The organism is Phocaeicola sartorii JCM 17136 = DSM 21941 (assembly GCF_054653615.1).
Window position 1 is genome coordinate 978,711 of record NZ_BAAIFW010000006.1, and the last position, 17,279, is coordinate 995,989.

The 17,279-nt window shown below is 48.5% G+C and carries 10 protein-coding genes; 1 reads left to right on the forward strand and 9 read right to left on the reverse strand.

Going from position 1 to position 17,279, the window contains the following annotated elements; all coding sequences use genetic code 11:
• Positions 1-79 precede the first annotated feature (79 nt).
• The 5 genes from ACYQ0C_RS21160 to ACYQ0C_RS21180 form a co-directional block, all read right to left on the reverse strand.
• Entirely contained in the window at positions 80-883 is an 804-nt protein-coding gene (locus ACYQ0C_RS21160; protein ID WP_016274809.1) for a gluconate 5-dehydrogenase, read from the reverse strand.
• 36 nt (positions 884-919) lie between these two features.
• Complete coding sequence (gene kduI / locus ACYQ0C_RS21165; protein ID WP_016274810.1) at positions 920-1,762, reverse strand: 5-dehydro-4-deoxy-D-glucuronate isomerase; 843 nt, start codon at positions 1,760-1,762, stop codon at positions 920-922.
• A 170-nt stretch (positions 1,763-1,932) separates the two neighbouring features.
• Entirely contained in the window at positions 1,933-3,333 is a 1,401-nt protein-coding gene (gene dacB / locus ACYQ0C_RS21170) for a D-alanyl-D-alanine carboxypeptidase/D-alanyl-D-alanine endopeptidase (protein ID WP_016274811.1), read from the reverse strand.
• On the reverse strand, positions 3,333-4,673 hold the full coding sequence (gene lpdA, locus ACYQ0C_RS21175) for a dihydrolipoyl dehydrogenase (protein ID WP_016274812.1): 1,341 nt from the start codon (positions 4,671-4,673) through the stop codon (positions 3,333-3,335). Before lpdA ends, dacB begins: the two co-directional genes overlap by 1 nt.
• Positions 4,674-4,696: 23 nt before the next feature.
• The gene (locus ACYQ0C_RS21180) at positions 4,697-5,104 is read right to left on the reverse strand and encodes a PH domain-containing protein (RefSeq protein ID WP_016274813.1); all 408 of its coding nucleotides are present in this window, start codon (positions 5,102-5,104) and stop codon (positions 4,697-4,699) included.
• Between the two features lie 848 nt (positions 5,105-5,952).
• Between ACYQ0C_RS21180 and ACYQ0C_RS21185 the strand changes: the two genes are divergently transcribed.
• Positions 5,953-6,504 carry an RNA polymerase sigma-70 factor gene (locus tag ACYQ0C_RS21185; protein ID WP_016274814.1) on the forward strand — a complete coding sequence of 184 codons (552 nt, stop codon included), beginning with the start codon at positions 5,953-5,955 and terminating at the stop codon, positions 6,502-6,504.
• A 155-nt stretch (positions 6,505-6,659) separates the two neighbouring features.
• Here the strand turns inward: ACYQ0C_RS21185 and ACYQ0C_RS21190 are convergent, their stop codons facing one another.
• The 4 genes from ACYQ0C_RS21190 to ACYQ0C_RS21205 all read right to left on the reverse strand — a co-directional run bounded on the left by ACYQ0C_RS21190 (position 6,660) and on the right by ACYQ0C_RS21205 (position 17,240).
• Complete coding sequence (locus tag ACYQ0C_RS21190; protein WP_016274815.1) at positions 6,660-10,682, reverse strand: glycoside hydrolase family 2 TIM barrel-domain containing protein; 4,023 nt, start codon at positions 10,680-10,682, stop codon at positions 6,660-6,662.
• Positions 10,683-10,858: 176 nt separating this feature from the next.
• Positions 10,859-12,400, reverse strand: a complete 1,542-nt coding sequence (locus ACYQ0C_RS21195) for a Gfo/Idh/MocA family protein (protein WP_016274816.1) — start codon at positions 12,398-12,400, stop codon at positions 10,859-10,861.
• Between the two features lie 28 nt (positions 12,401-12,428).
• Positions 12,429-14,765, reverse strand: coding sequence for a beta-galactosidase (locus tag ACYQ0C_RS21200; RefSeq protein ID WP_089503688.1), 2,337 nt, complete (start codon positions 14,763-14,765; stop codon positions 12,429-12,431).
• Positions 14,766-14,786: 21 nt separating this feature from the next.
• Entirely contained in the window at positions 14,787-17,240 is a 2,454-nt protein-coding gene (locus ACYQ0C_RS21205) for a glycoside hydrolase family 2 protein (RefSeq protein ID WP_016274818.1), read from the reverse strand.
• Positions 17,241-17,279: the final 39 nt, after the last annotated feature.

Sequence of the window (17,279 nt, forward strand, 5' to 3'; positions counted from 1 at the left end):
CAAGACTACATCAAATATACAAAGAATCTGCAAGTGACGGCAAAGACACGAGCAGATTCTTCTTATTTATATCCACTAATTATTTAGGCTGTTTACCAATGTAAGCCAAGATACCACCATCTACATAAAGGATATGGCCATTGACTGCATTAGAAGCTTCGGATGCCAGGAATACGGCAGGGCCGGTCAATTCCTGCGGATCCAACCAACGGCCGGCCGGAGTCTTGGCGCAGATGAATGTATCAAACGGATGACGGCTTCCATCGGGCTGGATTTCGCGCAACGGAGCTGTCTGCGGAGTAGCGATATAACCCGGGCCGATACCATTACACTGGATGTTGTATTCTCCGTATTCAGAACAGATGTTGCGAGTCAACATCTTCAAGCCACCTTTAGCGGCAGCGTATGCCGAAACGGTTTCGCGTCCCAACTCGGACATCATAGAGCAGATATTGATGATTTTACCGTGTCCTTTTTCCATCATTGCAGGCAAGACTGCTTTAGAAACAATAAACGGAGCATTCAGGTCAATATCAATCACACGACGGAAATCGGCAGCTTCCATTTCGTGCATCGGAACACGACGAATAATACCGGCATTGTTTACCAGGATATCGATGGTACCTACTTCTTTTGCAATAGTGGCAACCAAAGCCTGTACGGCAGGTTCGTCAGTCACATCGCATACATATCCGTGTGCCTTGATTCCTTTTTCAGCGTAAGAAGCCAGACCTTTGTCCACCAATTCCTGATTGATGTCGTTGAAACAGATGGTTGCGCCCTGTTCTGCAAAAGCAGATGCAATAGCAAAACCGATACCATAAGAAGCGCCTGTTACAAGAGCTACTTTACCTTCCAAAGAAAAATTCAAATACTGATTCATGATAGTTCTATTATTAAATTAATGAAGTTATATGATTTATTTCAAGTCTGTGATTAATGAGAAGTCCTGATCACCGTAGTCCAGATTCTCTCCGCCCATACCCCAGATAAAGGTATAATTGTGTGTCGCCGCCGCACTATGGATAGACCATTCGGGAGACAAGACTGCCTGATCGCCTTTCATCCATATATGACGGGTTTCATCCACTTCTCCCATAAAGTGACAAACGGCATGATCATCAGGCACTTCGAAATAGAAGTAAGCTTCCATACGGCGGCTGTGCACGTGCGCCGGCATGGTGTTCCACACACTTCCCGGTTTCAGTTCGGTCATTCCCATCTGCAACTGACAGGTAGGCAATACCTGACTTACCAGCATCTTGTTGATGCAGCGATGGTTGGAACCTTCCAGTGAACCCATTTCAGCAACGATGGCATCTGCCTGGGTCACTTTTTTATCGGGATAGTTACGATGAGCGGTAACTGAGTTAAAATAGAATTTGGCAGGGTTTGCGGCATCTTTACTTTCAAAAGTCACTTCCCGGTCTCCCGAACCCAGATAAAGCGCTTCTTTATAATCCAGTTGGAACACGGCATCTCCGGCTTTCACCACACCGGGACCGCCCACATTGAAAATCCCCATTTCACGGCGCGTAAGGAAATAAGGCGCTTTCAGCGGATCAATGGCCTCCAGTTTCAAGACCTCCCCTACGGGTCTGGCTCCTCCTACAATCATGCGGTCGTACATGGAATAAACCATGTTCACCTCATTGTCCGAAAATACTTTTTCTATTAAGAAATCCCGTCGTATCCTTTGGGTGTCATAGCTTTTGGCGTCTTCGGGATGCGCGGCATAACGGATTTCATAATTTGTCTTCATAAGCTGCTATTTTATGTTTTTATAGTATTCCTAGTCATTTCGACTTTGGCAAAGTTACGAAACAATCCGGTTACGATGCTGCAAAAATCGTTCAGAATAGGTATAAATTTTGTCCTATTAGATGCAAAATCTGCTATATAATACGTTTTACACCCTATAAAAACTCAAAATCAACGAGATAAAATATCACAAAACTTATCTTGGAATGCACGCGCCCGACTTAATTTCAGTACGTTCTGATTGATGATCACAAAGGCCAGCTGATGTCCGTCGGCAGCTTTTACATAGCCTGCCAGCGAGCTGACTCCGGTTACAGAACCTGTTTTTGCATGCACATTTCCCCGAGCCTTGGTCTGCTTCATCCGGTTTTGTAAAGTACCGTCCACTCCGGCTATGGGCAGGGACTCATAGAAAGGAAGAAAAATTTCCCGATGATAATAGGCATACTTCAAATACTCCAATAACAAACGTGGAGAGATATAATTATAAACGGAAACGCCGCTGCCGTCCGCTATCTTGTAGTTCTCGGGATTCAGTCCTAAAGCTGTTTTCATAAAAGCATGAATGGCATCGGTTCCATCTTCTCCCGTCACCCGTTTATGCATCGAACGTCTGGCAGCCAAATGATAAAACATCGCTTCGGCGCACAGGTTATCACTTTTTTTCAACGCTCTTTCCAATACTTCCTTCAGGGGTCTTCGGACGGTATAAAGCGTAACTATGCTGTCGGCCGTTACAGGACAATCGGCATACGTGCAGGTTCGCACTTCAATTCCTTTGCTGCGCAAACGGCTGACAAAGGTATGAAAGAAGAAATCTTTGGAAGTATATACATTCAAATGCTCGGTATAGGGATACGAAACATTTCCGGAAACGGTAATGATATTGCCATTGCTGAGCCAGTTACGGGTGATTTTCAGCTTTCCGGCTTGCGGATTACGGCTCACCCCTTGATTATGAACTTGATAATAATCGGAAGCCGGCGTACAAACGACTTGGGGCAACGAGTCCTTCTGAGCAGGAGATACCGATACATCCACGCAGCCCCTATTCAGCATGAGGGGGGAAAGATAGGGCTGGAAGGAATAAGGAGTATCGTCCCAACACCAGCCGGAACCCCAATAAACCGAGTCTGTCATGGAAACATCCGCCGCAAGGGTGTCTGTCACATAACGGATGCCCTGACTTGCCAACGCATCTACCAGACGGTCCAGATCCTCGTCCATAAATTCCGGATCAAAACCACCTATCAGATACAGGCTGCCTTTCAACGTGTCATTTTCTATCTTTCCACGATAACGGAGACCGGTATCCATGGTATAATCCGCTCCCAGCTGCGCCAAAGCGGTAACCGAAGTGATTATCTTCTCAACAGAAGCAGGCCGGTATAGTTTCTCGTCCTGATAACGGTAAACGGATTCCCCGGTAGTCAGATCGAATACGGCAATACCCACCTCGGATGTTTTCAGAACTTCTTCATGCAGTAAAGCGTCCAGCCGCTGAGACAGCGGCTGGGCCTTTATGAAGTGAATAGATAAAATCAGTAAAAAGAAAAATAAAACTCGTTTCATTATAATTCCCTGAATATTTCACCCACAGTAGGATGAGGGAATACATATCGTTTCCAATCCTCTATGGTTTTACCATCCTCAATAGCCATACCTGCCAGTACAATCAGCTCGGAAGCAGGGTTACCCAGCATGTGCGCTCCCAATACAGTGCCGTCTTCGGCCGTCAGCACTTTGCAGACACCGTTCACTCCTTCGTTCTCGGCGACAAAACGCCCGGAGTAAGCCATCGGCAACTTAACGGCACGATAAGAAATACCTGCGGCCTGCAAGGCTTCCTCGCTCATACCCACCCCGGCAATCTCGGGATTTGTATAGACCACACCCGGTATGGCACGATAACTCATCGTATCTTCCTTACCTATTATATGATGGACAGCCACTTCCGCCTCACGCACGGCGGTATGTGCCAACAAAGAAACTCCGTTCAAATCACCGCATACATAGACACCGGGGACAGAAGATTGTAAATGTTCATCGACTTTGATGCATCTGCGTTCCGTCCATTCCAGATTCAGGTTTTCCAGCCCGAAGCCTTTGGTCACCGGACGACGGCCCACACTCATCAACAATCTGTCGGCTGTAACTGTTCCTGTTCCATCCGCATTTTCGTATGACACAGTAATGCCGGTCTCCCCTTTGGACACCCCTACCACCTTGGTACTGAGCAGGAACTTAATTCCTTTCTTGGCATATTCAGCCCGAAGCATGGCCGACAACTCTTTATCCATGCCACCCAGGATCTCATCCAACATTTCGACCACCGTCACCTGTACTCCCAAACTGGTGAAGAAAGAAGCAAATTCCATACCGATCACCCCACCACCGACAATAGTCAATGAAGCAGGTACTTCTTTATTATCCAGTGCATCACGGTGCGTCCAGTAATCCACATTTTCCACTCCCGGAATAGGAGGAATAAATGTTTCACTGCCGGTACACAGCAGCAAATTCTCACATTCGTAGGTTTCCTCACCGCATTGGATGGTATTCTTATCTACAATCGTGGCTTCTCCCGTTACTATATGTACCTGATGCGCAGTCAGTTTTGCCTTGATGCCCAACACCAGTTTACGAACCACCTTTGATTTACGCGCCACAATCTTTCCTAAATCAAAAAAAGCTTCAGGCACATTCACGGCATACTTTGAAGCATGTTTTGCATAATCATATACTTTAGCTGAATAAAGCAAGGTCTTGGTAGGAATACATCCTTCATTCAGGCAGACACCTCCCAGACTTCTTTTTTCGAACAATACAACACTCAGTCCTGCCTTTCCGGCAGCTTCGGCAGCAGTATACCCTGCAGGGCCTCCACCGATAATTGCAATTTGATATTTCATGGTATTTATTTGATTTAATAAGGTTATTCTTCTATTCTATGTTCCAGCCGTTTCACCAACGCATGGATAAACTCTTCCGGCTTTACAGGAACCAATGACAATAAATTTTTCTTCTCATAATGTATCAATACATATTTCGAAGGCATAATTCCACCGAATCCGGGACTCCGTTTCAGCTCCACATCCGTAATGTCAGTCAAAGGAATGGTCTTCCCTTTATAGAAACGGCCATAATACACCACCAACTTTCCATCCGCAGTCAGCGTATAAGTGGAATGGATAATACGTTCAATGGTAATGATCAGCCCCAATGCCACTATTAATCCTATCATTGCCTTCATACACCAAAAAGCAAATACCATGACGGCTGTCAGCAGTATCAGAAACAGATAAGTACCTCCCGCTATCTTCACATGAAAAATCCGATTCATCATCTTGTTTTAATTTGTCCGAAAGATAATAAATTTATCGTATATCACCCTCATTACAGTGAGGAATGAGGGAATTTTATTTAAAAATGCAGAAAGTTACACTTTTCATTCCATACTCTCATTACCTATTTCGTTTATTCTTCACTAAAAGCACGGTGCCTCCCGGACAAAGTTTCTCCACCTCCTGCAGCCGATTGCCGACTGTCCCGTTGATCATAAACAGAAAGATCGTCTTGCCTTTGAAAGAAATAGATACCGGGATAGGAAAAGACAAAACGATATTTCATACTTTCGCAAGTGACAGTGGCGTATGGAATAATCACTAGAAAGTTGGACGTGAAAATGCCCTCATGCCCTCACTTTTGTTGTAACTGGCTTATAATAAACTACTTATTAGTGGTGGTAGCATATTCTTCAGTGAAGGCATTGCCCTCACTAATAGATGCTTAAAAATAAATTATTCCAACTTTACCACATAATACAAAATTGCTTATCCACCTTGGTGGTTAAGTCTAACCACAAGGGTGGTTAAAGTTAGCTACCTAGGTGAATAGACTTAACCACATCCGTGGTTAACGGATATTGAACTTTCAAAAAACTTATTATGGTATTTAAGGATAAACCGGGTAACCTTGACGAAAAAATAAAGGTAACATACAGCACCGGCATGGATAGGAGAATTGTACACCCAATTCAAAGAAACGATATAATACCGTGAATTATAAGACATCAGCAACAATACATTTCCCCCTTTCACTTGTACAGTTCACGCAAATGTCTTATTTTTGTTTTTTATAACGACCGGTGTATGAAGGCCAGCCCTTTGTCCGCGACAAAAAAGAGAAATGATGGACCTATGCCAATTCAGCAGATTTTTAAATGAATACCAACAAGGATTCATTCGTTTTGCCTATACGTATGTGCACGACCGGATGGCAGCGGAAGATATTGTCATAGAGGCCTTCACCTACTATTGGGACCATAAGGACAAAATAACGGACGCCTCCAATATTCCGGCTTATGTATTGACCACCGTCAAACACAAGTGCATCGACTACCTGCGCCACGAACAAGTGTGCCGGGATGCTTCCGACGAACTCTATCAGCTGTATTCATGGGAAATCTCGACCCGGATAGCCACACTCGAGAACTTCGAGCCTTCGGAAGTCTTCACGTCCGACATACAAAGGCTGGTAGATGAAGCGCTGGAGAAACTGCCTGAACAGACACGCCGCGCCTTCACGATGAGCCGTTACGAAAACAAGTCGCATCAGGAAATCGCCACCACGCTGGGAATAACAGTCAAAGGTGTGGAGTTCCATATTTCGAAAGCCACCAGGCTGTTCCGCGAAGTGCTGAAAGACTATCTGCCTTCCTTCCTCCTTTACACCCTTTTCTGATTTGCCCGCAGCCGGGAAACGCCATGAACCGACAAGGCGGATTGTCCGCCTCATCCGTTTTTCCAAACGGCTGAAACACGACAATCCGCCTTGTTTATAAAATGGCTCATACCGCGCTGATGCCGGAATCCGGCTTCGCACGGTATGGAACCGGCTTATTCGGCCAGGATGGAAAGCTCAGCTCCCGAAGCGAAATCCTGTCCCGACTGTTCACTCAACGCTGTGAAACGGATATACCGTCCTTTCACAGGCCGGTTGAAAGTCACCTTCTTTGCGTCCCTGTTGTTGGCGAACGAGCCTTTCTGCACAGGTTCTCCCCAGTTTTTACCGTCCATGCTCACGTGGATGGTATAATCCTTGACATTGCCGTTGCCGCCATCCTGACGGGGCAAGTAAGTAAACCCGGTTATATTTTTCACATCTCCGGCATCCAGATCCACCCAATGGGGATGTTTGGCTACCGTGACGGAATACATGCTGTGCCAGATGGTATTGGGATCATTGTCCACCAAATTCTTCGCGCTGCCGTCATACACTTCTTCGCTGCTGGCATAAACCACCTCGGTCTGAATGGTCTCTATTTTGGGGAAAGTGACTGTAGACTTGATTGCCGGATTGTTCTTGAACCAAGCCGTTATCACTCCGCCGCCACGCAGATCGATGGGTTCAGTGTAGGGAATGGCCGCTTTGCTCTTTCCTATGGTGTAGAGTATGACCGCATTCTTGTCAATGGAAGAAAGCTCCACCATACCCGCACGTGTACGGGTTACAGACAAAGGAATATCACCGGCGGGAGCCACCTGTGCGGCAGCCGTCAGATCCTGCGCTGCGGGACGGATGATGAAACCGGTATGGTTCTGTCCGGCGAACACGCGGTCGGGAGTCAGCGGACCGCCCTGGCCACAACTGTTACCGCCCAAGCCTGTCACGGCAAGGTCAAGGTGCAGATAGGTATCGCCTGCCTCAGGCAATTGATAGGGATGACCCGCCAGAATCAGATCGTGTGCGGAGTACTGCAATGCCGAAACAGACAAACGGCTGGTAGCGATGAACTGGGCTCCTTTGCCCGCCTTGTCGGTCAACGCACACCAGCGCACGTCTTCGTGATTGCCCATATCCTGGGGTTTCGGGAAATTCGCGAACTGGGCGGCAACGGTCGATTCATACAGTTCAATGAACTGTCCCGCCTTGCGGTCGGCGTAGTTCTCGACCGGACCACGCCCGTAGTAGGTGAAGCTTCCATAACGTTGGGGCATTTTCATGACATAGCCCAGACGCGGCAGTACCAAACTGGGACGATTGGAGGTTATGCTTGCCTGCAGTTCGATGGAACCATCGCGGTAAACCGTCCATACCTGGTTGGTGGTGAACTTGAAGTCATCCTCTCCAAACTTCCGGTCTGTCAGTTCCTGAATACTGTTCTTACCACTGGAAGTGCCACCCAATATTTTCGCCGCATTCGGAGCCTGTGACTCTACGGTATAGAACAACACCACAGAACCGTCCTTCCGCTCTATCAGTTTGGAGACAGTGGCCCGGTGCTTCAAGTTATGCAATCCTGCTTCAAACCAAGTCTGGTAGAACCAGTTGTCATTGTTGGTGAATGCGCGGAAAGCGTCGAGACGCGGACCGTTTCCGTCGGCGATAATTGTTTCACCGCCATAGTTCAGGCTGTAAATGGTACCTTCCTCATTATCAAACCGGACTGTAAAGTTCCCGCCCTTGAGCGTCGAGAAACGCGGATCCGCTTGTTTTTCCACTGTTATCTCACCGGCTGCCGCTGCTGCTTCGTTCATCGGTTTGAATCCGGTCGCCGCCTTCACAGGCAGCTGTTCTTCTGCCATGACATAGTTCTTTTGCGCCCACGGCTGATCTTCCTTCAGCAGGAATTGAACCTTCACAAAGTATTCGGCATCGGTTTTCAGTTTGGCATAAGTATAGGGGACAGTCACCTGCATACGGGTACGGGGGGCTATCTTTCCCGGATTCAGCAGACCGCTCTCCACTTCTTTCCCGTTCTCGTACAGGGCCCATTTCATGGCGAAGCCGGACAAATCCTTGAAATAATATTTATTGAAGATTTCATAGACTCCCTTTTCCGCGTCTATTGTCTTCACACCGATGTGCTGATACACCTTTTTCACTTCATAATATTGCGGTTTCGGCTCCAAATCGCCGAATACAATGCCGTTCATCACGAATTGCCCGTCATTGGGCGTATCACCGAAATCACCTCCGTAGGCAAAATAGCGTACACCGTCTTGGGTATAGTTGTACATCGACTGGTCCACCCAGTCCCAGATAGCACCCCCGCAGAAAAAGTTGGTCGACTCCATCGCTTCCCAATAATCAATCAAGTTGCCGCAGGCATTACCCATAGAATGGGCATATTCCGAGATATGGAACGGGTACTTGATGTCGTATGTACCTTTCACCGCCCCACGTACCCATGAAATGGAAGGATACTGGTTGGAGCCCATGTCCACAATGTCGTTATTGCGTTCATACTGTACCGGGCGCGAAGTATCCACCTTCTTCAGCGCGTCATACGCCTCCACAAAGTTCTTGCCGGGACCCGCCTCATTACCCAGCGACCAGATAACGATGGAAGGATTATTGATGTTGGCATGTACCATTTCCAGCACACGCGCCACATGGGCGTCCCGCCATTCCACCGGATGAGACAAAGATGCTTGTCCATAGTAATATTCATGAGATTCGATATTGGCCTCATCTTCCAGATAGATGCCGTATTTATTGCACAGGTAGTACCAATACGGATCATCAGGGTAGTGTGAATTGCGCACGTGGTTGATGTTGGCACGTTTCATCAGCATGATTTCATCTTCCATCATCTTACGGGTGATGGCGTGACCTACTCCCGGGTTGCTTTCGTGACGGTTCACACCTTTCAGTTTCACGGTCTTGCCGTTCACGTAGTAATAACGTCCGGCCAGTCCGAACTCGTCCTCCGATGCGGGCGTGTCCTTGATTTCCACTTCACGGAAACCCACGATGGTGGAAACCGTCTCGACAACGCGTCCTTTTTTGTCTTTCAACTCGCCCACCAAGGTATAGCGGTAAGGCAGTTCGGCCGACCATTTATCCGGGTTCTTCACCTTCATCACCACTTCCGTTCCTTGCTCTTCACCGGCTTCGACCACGGCTATCGGAGCAGAAGCTGTAACTCCCGCCACCGGCGTGTTCTCATCCGAATACAGTTGGTTGGCATACAGTGAATAAACCATGGAATAACCTTTGGCGGCTTTCTTTCCAAGGTTGCGGATATCCGCATGGATTCTCAGCTCTCCGTCGGTATAAGTTTCATCCAGATCGGGAGTTGCCACCAGATCGCGTACATGCAGCCGGGGTACGGCTGTCAGGGCTACGGTGCGGTAGATGCCCGGCAGACGGAACATATCCTGCGCTTCCAGGAAAGAACCGTCCGAGCTGCGATAAACTTCGGCAGCCACAGTGTTGGTCCCTTTCACCAGGTAGCCGGTTATATTGAAACTGGCGGTGTTACGCGAGTTTTTCGAGAAACCTACGTACCGGCCATTGATCCAGAGATAGAAGAATGAGTCCACGCCATCAAAATGGATGAATACTTCTTTTCCGTCCCAGTCTTCGGGAACGGTGAATTCACGGCGGTAAGAACCTACCTCGTTACGCGCCTTGAAAGTAGTCCAGTCAGCCGGGGGAGTACGCATGACCCCTCCGCGCCAGTCGTCCACCGCTACTTTGTGCTGGAAAATCACAGGTTGGTTTACATAGATGGGGGTTCCATACTTTTGTGTCCCGTCTTTCTGGATCCCATAGATATTCCAACTGGACGGAACCGGAATGTTGTCCCATCCCGATACGTCAAACTCCGTTTTATAGAAATCCTCAGGTCGTTCCTCCGGATTTGGAACCCAGTTGAATTTCCAGTCTCCGTTCAGGGACTGCCAGTACGCACTGTTTTCAGGCAATACCTTCCGGGCACTTACCTTATCTTGGAAAGAGAAAAAATAAGCGTGAGGTTGTTCCTTGTTCAACGCCAGGTTTCCGGGTGACTCCCATTCATTTCCTTCCGGAGTTTGTACCGAGGCATAGTAAAAGCCTTTCAAAGGTTCAGTCTTTGCATGGCTCTGCATGGTAAAGCAGCATAATAATAAGCCGACTGCTAATTTTCGCATAATAGTTTATTGTTCTTAAGGTTAGAAATATTGTTCAAAAATACGATATTTATTCGGATTGCGGAGTGGTATGAAATGTTTTTTATAGTTTTCGCAGTCAATTGCTCCGTTCGTTACCTATATGAAAGGGCGGACCCGCAGGCCCGCCCTTATCTTCCATTCTTAATGCAATCACCTTATTCGGCCGCCCATTCTTTGGCTCCCCGTTCCTTCAGCGCGGCGGTGAAAGCCTTGGCTTTCTCCATGGCGGCGGCTTCATCGGCAGGAGCGGCATACGCATGGCTGTAGCCTCTTACCTTATTCCATTCGCCCCGGGTGAAATCGGGAAAGGCTACGGCTGCGCAACCATTGTCCATAGAAAGCTCGCCCAGTTCGGCCAGGCAGCACCATTCAGCCAAATCGTACACATCCATATCGAGCGGCAATCCGTTTTGCAGACAATAAACCAAGCGGCTGTCCATTATGAAATCCATACCGCCATGTCCGCCCACTTCCTTGGCCATCTCACCATATTTCGTCAGGATAGGATGCCGGTATTTCTCCACCAAAGCAGCCATCTCGGCATCGGGAAGGAAACCGTGCGAATTGAGATCGTCTATTTTAGGCTGCACGCCCGAAGCCACCAACTGATCGGCATCCAGCGCATAGCCTTCTACCGGATATTTGTTGGCAAATCCCTTGGTACCTGTGAGCTGGTATAAGCGGTTGTAAGGCTGTGGAGTCATTACATTGTGCTGTATCTCAATCACTTTTCCATTGGCAGTGCGGATCATGGTCGTGGTATGGTCACCGTTGCGGAAACTATTGCACGCTGAATCGGTGGCAGCCTCGGCCAACGCCTTGCCTACAACAGACTTGGTGTCCATAGCCGTCAGTGTTTCCATACGGTCTCCGCGGTGGATATCCAGCGCCTGCGCCACAGGACCGAGTCCGTGAGTGGCATACACATCGCCGCGATGGCGCATATTGTACTCCAGACGCCAGCCCAGCTTATCCTCTTCCCCGTTCTTCCAGTAATGTTTCCAGAAAGGGGCAAGGTTATGGATATAAGCGCCTTGCGCACGTATCACTTCGCCGAACACACCTTGTTGAGCCATGTTCAGGGTATTCATCTCGAACCAGTCGTAACAGCAGTTTTCAAGAATCATACAGTGCTTGCGGTTCTTCTCGCTCAAGTCAACCAGCTCCCAGCACTCTTTCAAGTTCATGGCAGAGGGCACTTCGATGGCCACATTCTTGTTGTTCTCCAGCGCGCACTTGGCTATCGGGAAATGATGCAGCCAGTCGGCGGCTATATAAACCAGATCAATATCTTCACGCTTGCACAGCTCTTCATATCCTTTCTCTCCCGAGTAAACAGCCGCTTTGGGCATAGACGCATTTTTCAGATATTGCTGGCATCTTTCGGCACGCTCCGGCTCATAGTCGCACAGCGCCACAATCTGCGTACCGGGAATGTAAGTGAAGCGTTCCACGGCACCCGGGCCGCGCATTCCCAGCCCTACGAATCCCACGCGCACCACTTCCATCTTGGGTAGTGCCAGACCGATGACGCTCTCCTGTCCGGCTGGACGCCCGGGGTTCTTTACCACGACTGTTCCTTTTTCCCATTGCCACTGTGTACCTTTTTCTGTAGTTTGCACACTGCCTGTCCCAGAGCACGAGCACAGCAAGACTGCCGCACACGCGCCTGCCAGCAAGGATTTCATTTTCTTCATCTTGTATAAATCAATATTTTATGATACATTATTTTACAAACGGACGGTCCTTGACATAGACCTTATACGATTTAATGGCTCCCGGAGCATTCTCTTCCGCACGCGGCAAATAGCGGAAACCACTGACGGTATATTCCCCCTTCAGATCTATCACCAGCGAATGCGGATAACCGGCTCCACGAGCCGTGCTCCAGTAAGTGGACTCCTGCAGGTCATACACCTTGTCGGCGGTAAAGTTACCCCAGCTTGTGCTTTCACTGTCCGCATAGTCAATCCGCCAGTTCTGTCGGGAAAGAGTTTTGCCGTTCTCGTCCAGCAGATAAAGTTCGGCGATGGAAGCCGTTTCTTTTCCGTCCTGCGCACTCAATGCTTCCAGACAGAAATAGCTGCCTTTTACCGGACGGCTGAATTTCACTTCCTGCCAGCCGTTGCCTGCCGCCAGTTCTCCGGCGGCAACCGGTCTCTCACCTTTCAGGCTCAAATTTTCTCCCTCCTTGCGATGCGTGAGCGGTTCTTCCGAACGGAGCATATCCAGTATAGGCTGCTTTAGGCCTTTGATTTCCGCTTTGTCCGGTCCCAGAAGGTCGAGTACCACAATCTCGTTCTTTCCTTTCTTCAACCAGCATCCCGGCATGTAGAGTGTCTGCTGGGGACCGATTTCCCAGAAACGTCCGATGGCTTTTCCGTTCACCCAGACCATGCCCTTTCCCCAAGTCTGCATATCGAGGAATACATCTCCCGTTTCTTTCAGTTCAAACGAAGCGCGGTAATAGGCAGGACCTTCCTCCTTGTCACCTTTCCGGAAATCCTTCCGTGCGGCAAACGCGGCATCAGTGGGGAAACTGTACACCTGCCAGCCTTTCAGTTCCCGGCTGCTCTCTTCGGTCAGCAGTTCCACTTTATCGGTGATACCTTTCCGGTCGTGAATGGCATAGTCGAAGTTGACACGTCCCATGGCCTCTACCAGGATATCCAGTTGCGTACCTGCTTTCAGTGCCGGCAATGTCAGGCTGTTTTCACTGCGACGACGGTCCAGACGTCCCAGCAACTTGCCGTCAGCATATACTTGTGCCCAGTCGTGCACCTCGTCCATCAGCAGCACGGTACCTTCTTTGATTTCAGGTAAGGTAGTGCGGTATAAAATGGTTCCCCATCCCTGGTCGAAGTCCTCCATAGGCTTCACCTCTTCCGTTTCTTTGGGTTCCGGCAGATTCTCGAACAAACGGGCCGTCTCTTCAAAACGGATGGCAGGTATCTCTATCAGCGGACAGGCTTGCGGAACATCGGGTATCACTTGTGCCGAATCGGCATATTGCATCAGCATTTCGCGCAACTTGTAATATTTCGGAGTGGCCCATCCGGCCTCGCTGATAGGAGCATCGTAGTCATACGAACTGCACATGGCGGAATACGAAGGACAGTTGGCACCTCCCCAATGACCGAAGGTAGTACCTCCATGAGCCATATAAAGAGAGAAGGAAATGTTGCGGTCCAGCATGTCTTTCAAACCGGACACCATGGTTCCGGCATCACGTGTCTCGTGTTTGCGTCCCCAGTGGTCGAACCATCCGCTCCAAAATTCGCTGCACATCAGAGGGGAATCCGGGCGCGCTTCTTTCAAAGCCTTGAACTGTGCGTCGATATTGGCTCCCGTTCCGAAGTTGATAGTCCAGAGCAAGTCGTCCAGCCCGTTCAGCTGAAAGGTGGAACTCCAGTCGCACTGGAACAGGGGTACGTCCGTGAAGCCTGCGCCACGCACAATGTCACGGATATTGGCTATATATTCTTTATTTACGGCATAACCTCCATATTCGTTTTCCACCTGCACCATGATGATGTTTCCACCACGCGGTGCCTGCAAGTCCGCCAGTTGCTTTCCTATCTCGTTCATGAAAAGCTTGGTGCGTTCCAGAAAATAGGGGTCGTTGGTGCGCAGCTGGATGTCTTTCTTCTTCAGCAGCCACCAAGGCAGCCCTCCCATTTCCCACTCCGAACAGACATAAGGGCCGGGGCGCAGCATGATGTACATACCGTTCTTCTGTGCCAGGCGACAGAATTCGGCGATGTCGTTCTGTCCTTTGAAATCGAATTCACCGGGGCGTTGTTCGTGAATGTTCCAGAAGGCATAGATGCAGATGGTGTTCATGCCCAATGCCTTGCACATTTGTATGCGGTGTTCCCAATACTCGGCGGGAATGCGGGTATAATGCATTTCCGCCGCTTTGATGACGAAAGGTTTGCCATCCAGCAGGAAGGTTTGCTTTCCTACCTCAAAGGTTTGCGGCTTATTTGATGGAGAACATCCCATAAATAACGTCGTTATGAGAAGAGCCGCTCCAAGAATACATGATCTTAATAAATTCATAATGTATAATTAATTGGAAGTTTATTTCAATTTCAATTCGCTTTTCGTTTCAATATTTCCCGATACCGCCTTCATTACAAGCACCGGAGAATCAGTTGTCGCTACTAGAAACGACGCGACACCAGCTTCCGCTTTTACTTCAGCCGGACCGCGCAACTCACCACCTTGCAACACTTCTAGTTTTACTTCCCGTTTATTTTCACCAAAACAATCTGTACCTTGCCTGTCTTTCAGATGAACATAAACAATCAGTAAATCGTCTGCAGAAGCAGGCACTCCACTTTCAAAGTACGTAATATCCATAGCTTCAACACTGCCGGGAGTACGTACCATGCATTCGGCCACAGCCTTTCCGTCCTTATATCCCACAGCCTTCAGCTCTCCTTGCTCCCATTTCATGTTGAAAAAAGTAAAAGGAGGAAAGTTGATATTCGTAGCGTTCCCACCATCCGGACGGGATACATAGTCCTCTGTAGTCGGTTTGTCATCCGGATGCCGGCGTGCCACTACCCGGCCGTTAAGCCAGACTTCCACTTCATCTACATTGCCATATACCTGCAACGTATCCGAAGCGTTTTCCATCCAATGGCTGTTGATAAAGACCTCATACGGCATAGGGCCTGCAGGTGTAAATCCACCCATCGGAACTTGCGTACGGAAGTAGGATAACCCCAATTTAGGCAAACGGAAAATATCGGCCAAACCACTGTAGCAGATATTGTCGCAGCATCCCCGGTTGTAATCGTGCATGCTCCATACCGCACCACCGATAGTCCACGGATAGTAAGCGCGATAGCGGTTGTGACTCCACTGGGCGTTCCACGCATTCTGTACCAAAGCACGGTCACCATCTCCGCGGGTCACACGACTGGTGCTATAGTGGCCGCCAAACTCATAATCGTAATACTCGCGGATAAAGCCGGGCTTCCGGGTCTTATTGGGACGGTTGTATCCTTCTTCCCAGTCATTATAGCAAACATCAAAACCATCATATCCATATGTATCTCCCGATGTATAGCATTGGTCACCCGGAAACTCCTCATGGGCAGTCCGTACGGCCCCGTCTTTCCATTCTTTGGGTGGCCATGATTCATTCAGCGTCGTTTCCCACATAATGATGGAAGGATGATTACGGTCACGGCGTATCAAGTCACGTATATCTTTATATGTGTGATCTACAAAGTTCTGCGCCTTGTTAAAAAATTGCCACCCGGGAATAGGCTCTATAGCCAGCAACCCCAGCTCGTCACAAGCGTCTAACACCGACGGATCTTGCGGATAATGCCCCAGACGTACGGTATTGAAACCATTATTACGGATTTGGTACATATCGCGATATTGCGCCTGGTCGGAAATGGCGTTGCCCACATAAGGATACTCCTGATGGCGGTTGCTCCCTTCCAGTTTCAACGGTTTGCCATTGATGACAAATCCCTTCCCGCGTGTCATTTCAATACGGCGTATTCCGATACGCGTATCTTCGCGGTCAGTCACCTTTTTTCCGTCCAGCACCTCTGTACGTAACACATAGAGGGCGGGGAAATCCGGAAACCACAGTTTAGGAGAAGCCACCTTGAACTGCTGTACACTATATGCGGTGACACCACCTGCCACAACGAGCCTGCCTTCCACTGAAACCACTTTCTTATTGCGTCCCTTTTCCTTGCTCCATTCATAAAGCGTATGGCGTATAGTGATATTTTTCCGTCCGGCAGTCTTATTTGCCACTTGTGTTTTTACATTCACTTCGGCCTCTTGTTCCGACACTTTAGGATAAGTGACAAAAATGCCTCCTCCAGCCACTTCATCTGCCATGATGGGGTGGGTGATATGCACAGGCTCATTGACGATGAGATTAACATCGCGGTACAAACCTCCATAGTAACAGAAATCTAATGTTTCCAGCGGCTTTCCAGGAGGTATGAGAGGATTGTTGCGGTTATCCAAACGAACCAAAATCTCGTTGGCGCGATCAGCATGAAGCATACCAGTGACATCTACTATAAATGGAGTGTATCCACCCGAGTGTTGCATCAGATGCTTGCCATTCACCCACACATCAGCCAAGTGCATGGCTCCCTCAAACTCCAGCCACAGTTGTTTGTCTCTATCTTTTTTGTGAATATTGAGTTGTTTACGGTAATAGCACACGCCCTGCCACTGTTGCAGTACGACAAGCGGCTCGACAAATGGAGTATGCGGCAGGCCGACACGTTCCCAGGCAGCTGAAGAAAGCTGGCCAAACTCCATCCTTAATGTATCGGGATGTATCGCCAAAGCTTTATTTTGTGCTTCCACATGCTGAATATTGAATTGAGAACTCCAATCAGAGCCTTGGTTCTTGATTTCAACTTGTCGTTGTTTTTCGTTCAGCCGTTGGAATTCCCATCCAGCATTTATTCTTGTATTTTGTGCATGAAGTGACAAAGCAATGAACAAACCTGATATAATGGCGGCAATCGGTTTTTTTTTCATGATAATATAGTTAAAGGTTTCCCTTTTCAATTAATAAAT

Bases quoted from the DNA above. Each gene is read 5' to 3' on its own strand.
- ACYQ0C_RS21195 (WP_016274816.1), bottom strand. From the start codon at position 12,400: ATGAAGAAAATGAAATCCTTGCTGGCAGGCGCGTGTGCGGCAGTCTTG.
- ACYQ0C_RS21185 (WP_016274814.1), top strand. From the start codon at position 5,953: ATGGACCTATGCCAATTCAGCAGATTTTTAAATGAATACCAACAAGGA.
- ACYQ0C_RS21160 (WP_016274809.1), bottom strand. From the start codon at position 883: ATGAATCAGTATTTGAATTTTTCTTTGGAAGGTAAAGTAGCTCTTGTA.
- ACYQ0C_RS21180 (WP_016274813.1), bottom strand. From the start codon at position 5,104: ATGAATCGGATTTTTCATGTGAAGATAGCGGGAGGTACTTATCTGTTT.
- lpdA (WP_016274812.1), bottom strand. From the start codon at position 4,673: ATGAAATATCAAATTGCAATTATCGGTGGAGGCCCTGCAGGGTATACT.
- kduI (WP_016274810.1), bottom strand. From the start codon at position 1,762: ATGAAGACAAATTATGAAATCCGTTATGCCGCGCATCCCGAAGACGCC.
- ACYQ0C_RS21205 (WP_016274818.1), bottom strand. From the start codon at position 17,240: ATGAAAAAAAAACCGATTGCCGCCATTATATCAGGTTTGTTCATTGCT.
- ACYQ0C_RS21190 (WP_016274815.1), bottom strand. From the start codon at position 10,682: ATGCGAAAATTAGCAGTCGGCTTATTATTATGCTGCTTTACCATGCAG.
- ACYQ0C_RS21200 (WP_089503688.1), bottom strand. From the start codon at position 14,765: ATGAATTTATTAAGATCATGTATTCTTGGAGCGGCTCTTCTCATAACG.
- dacB (WP_016274811.1), bottom strand. From the start codon at position 3,333: ATGAAACGAGTTTTATTTTTCTTTTTACTGATTTTATCTATTCACTTC.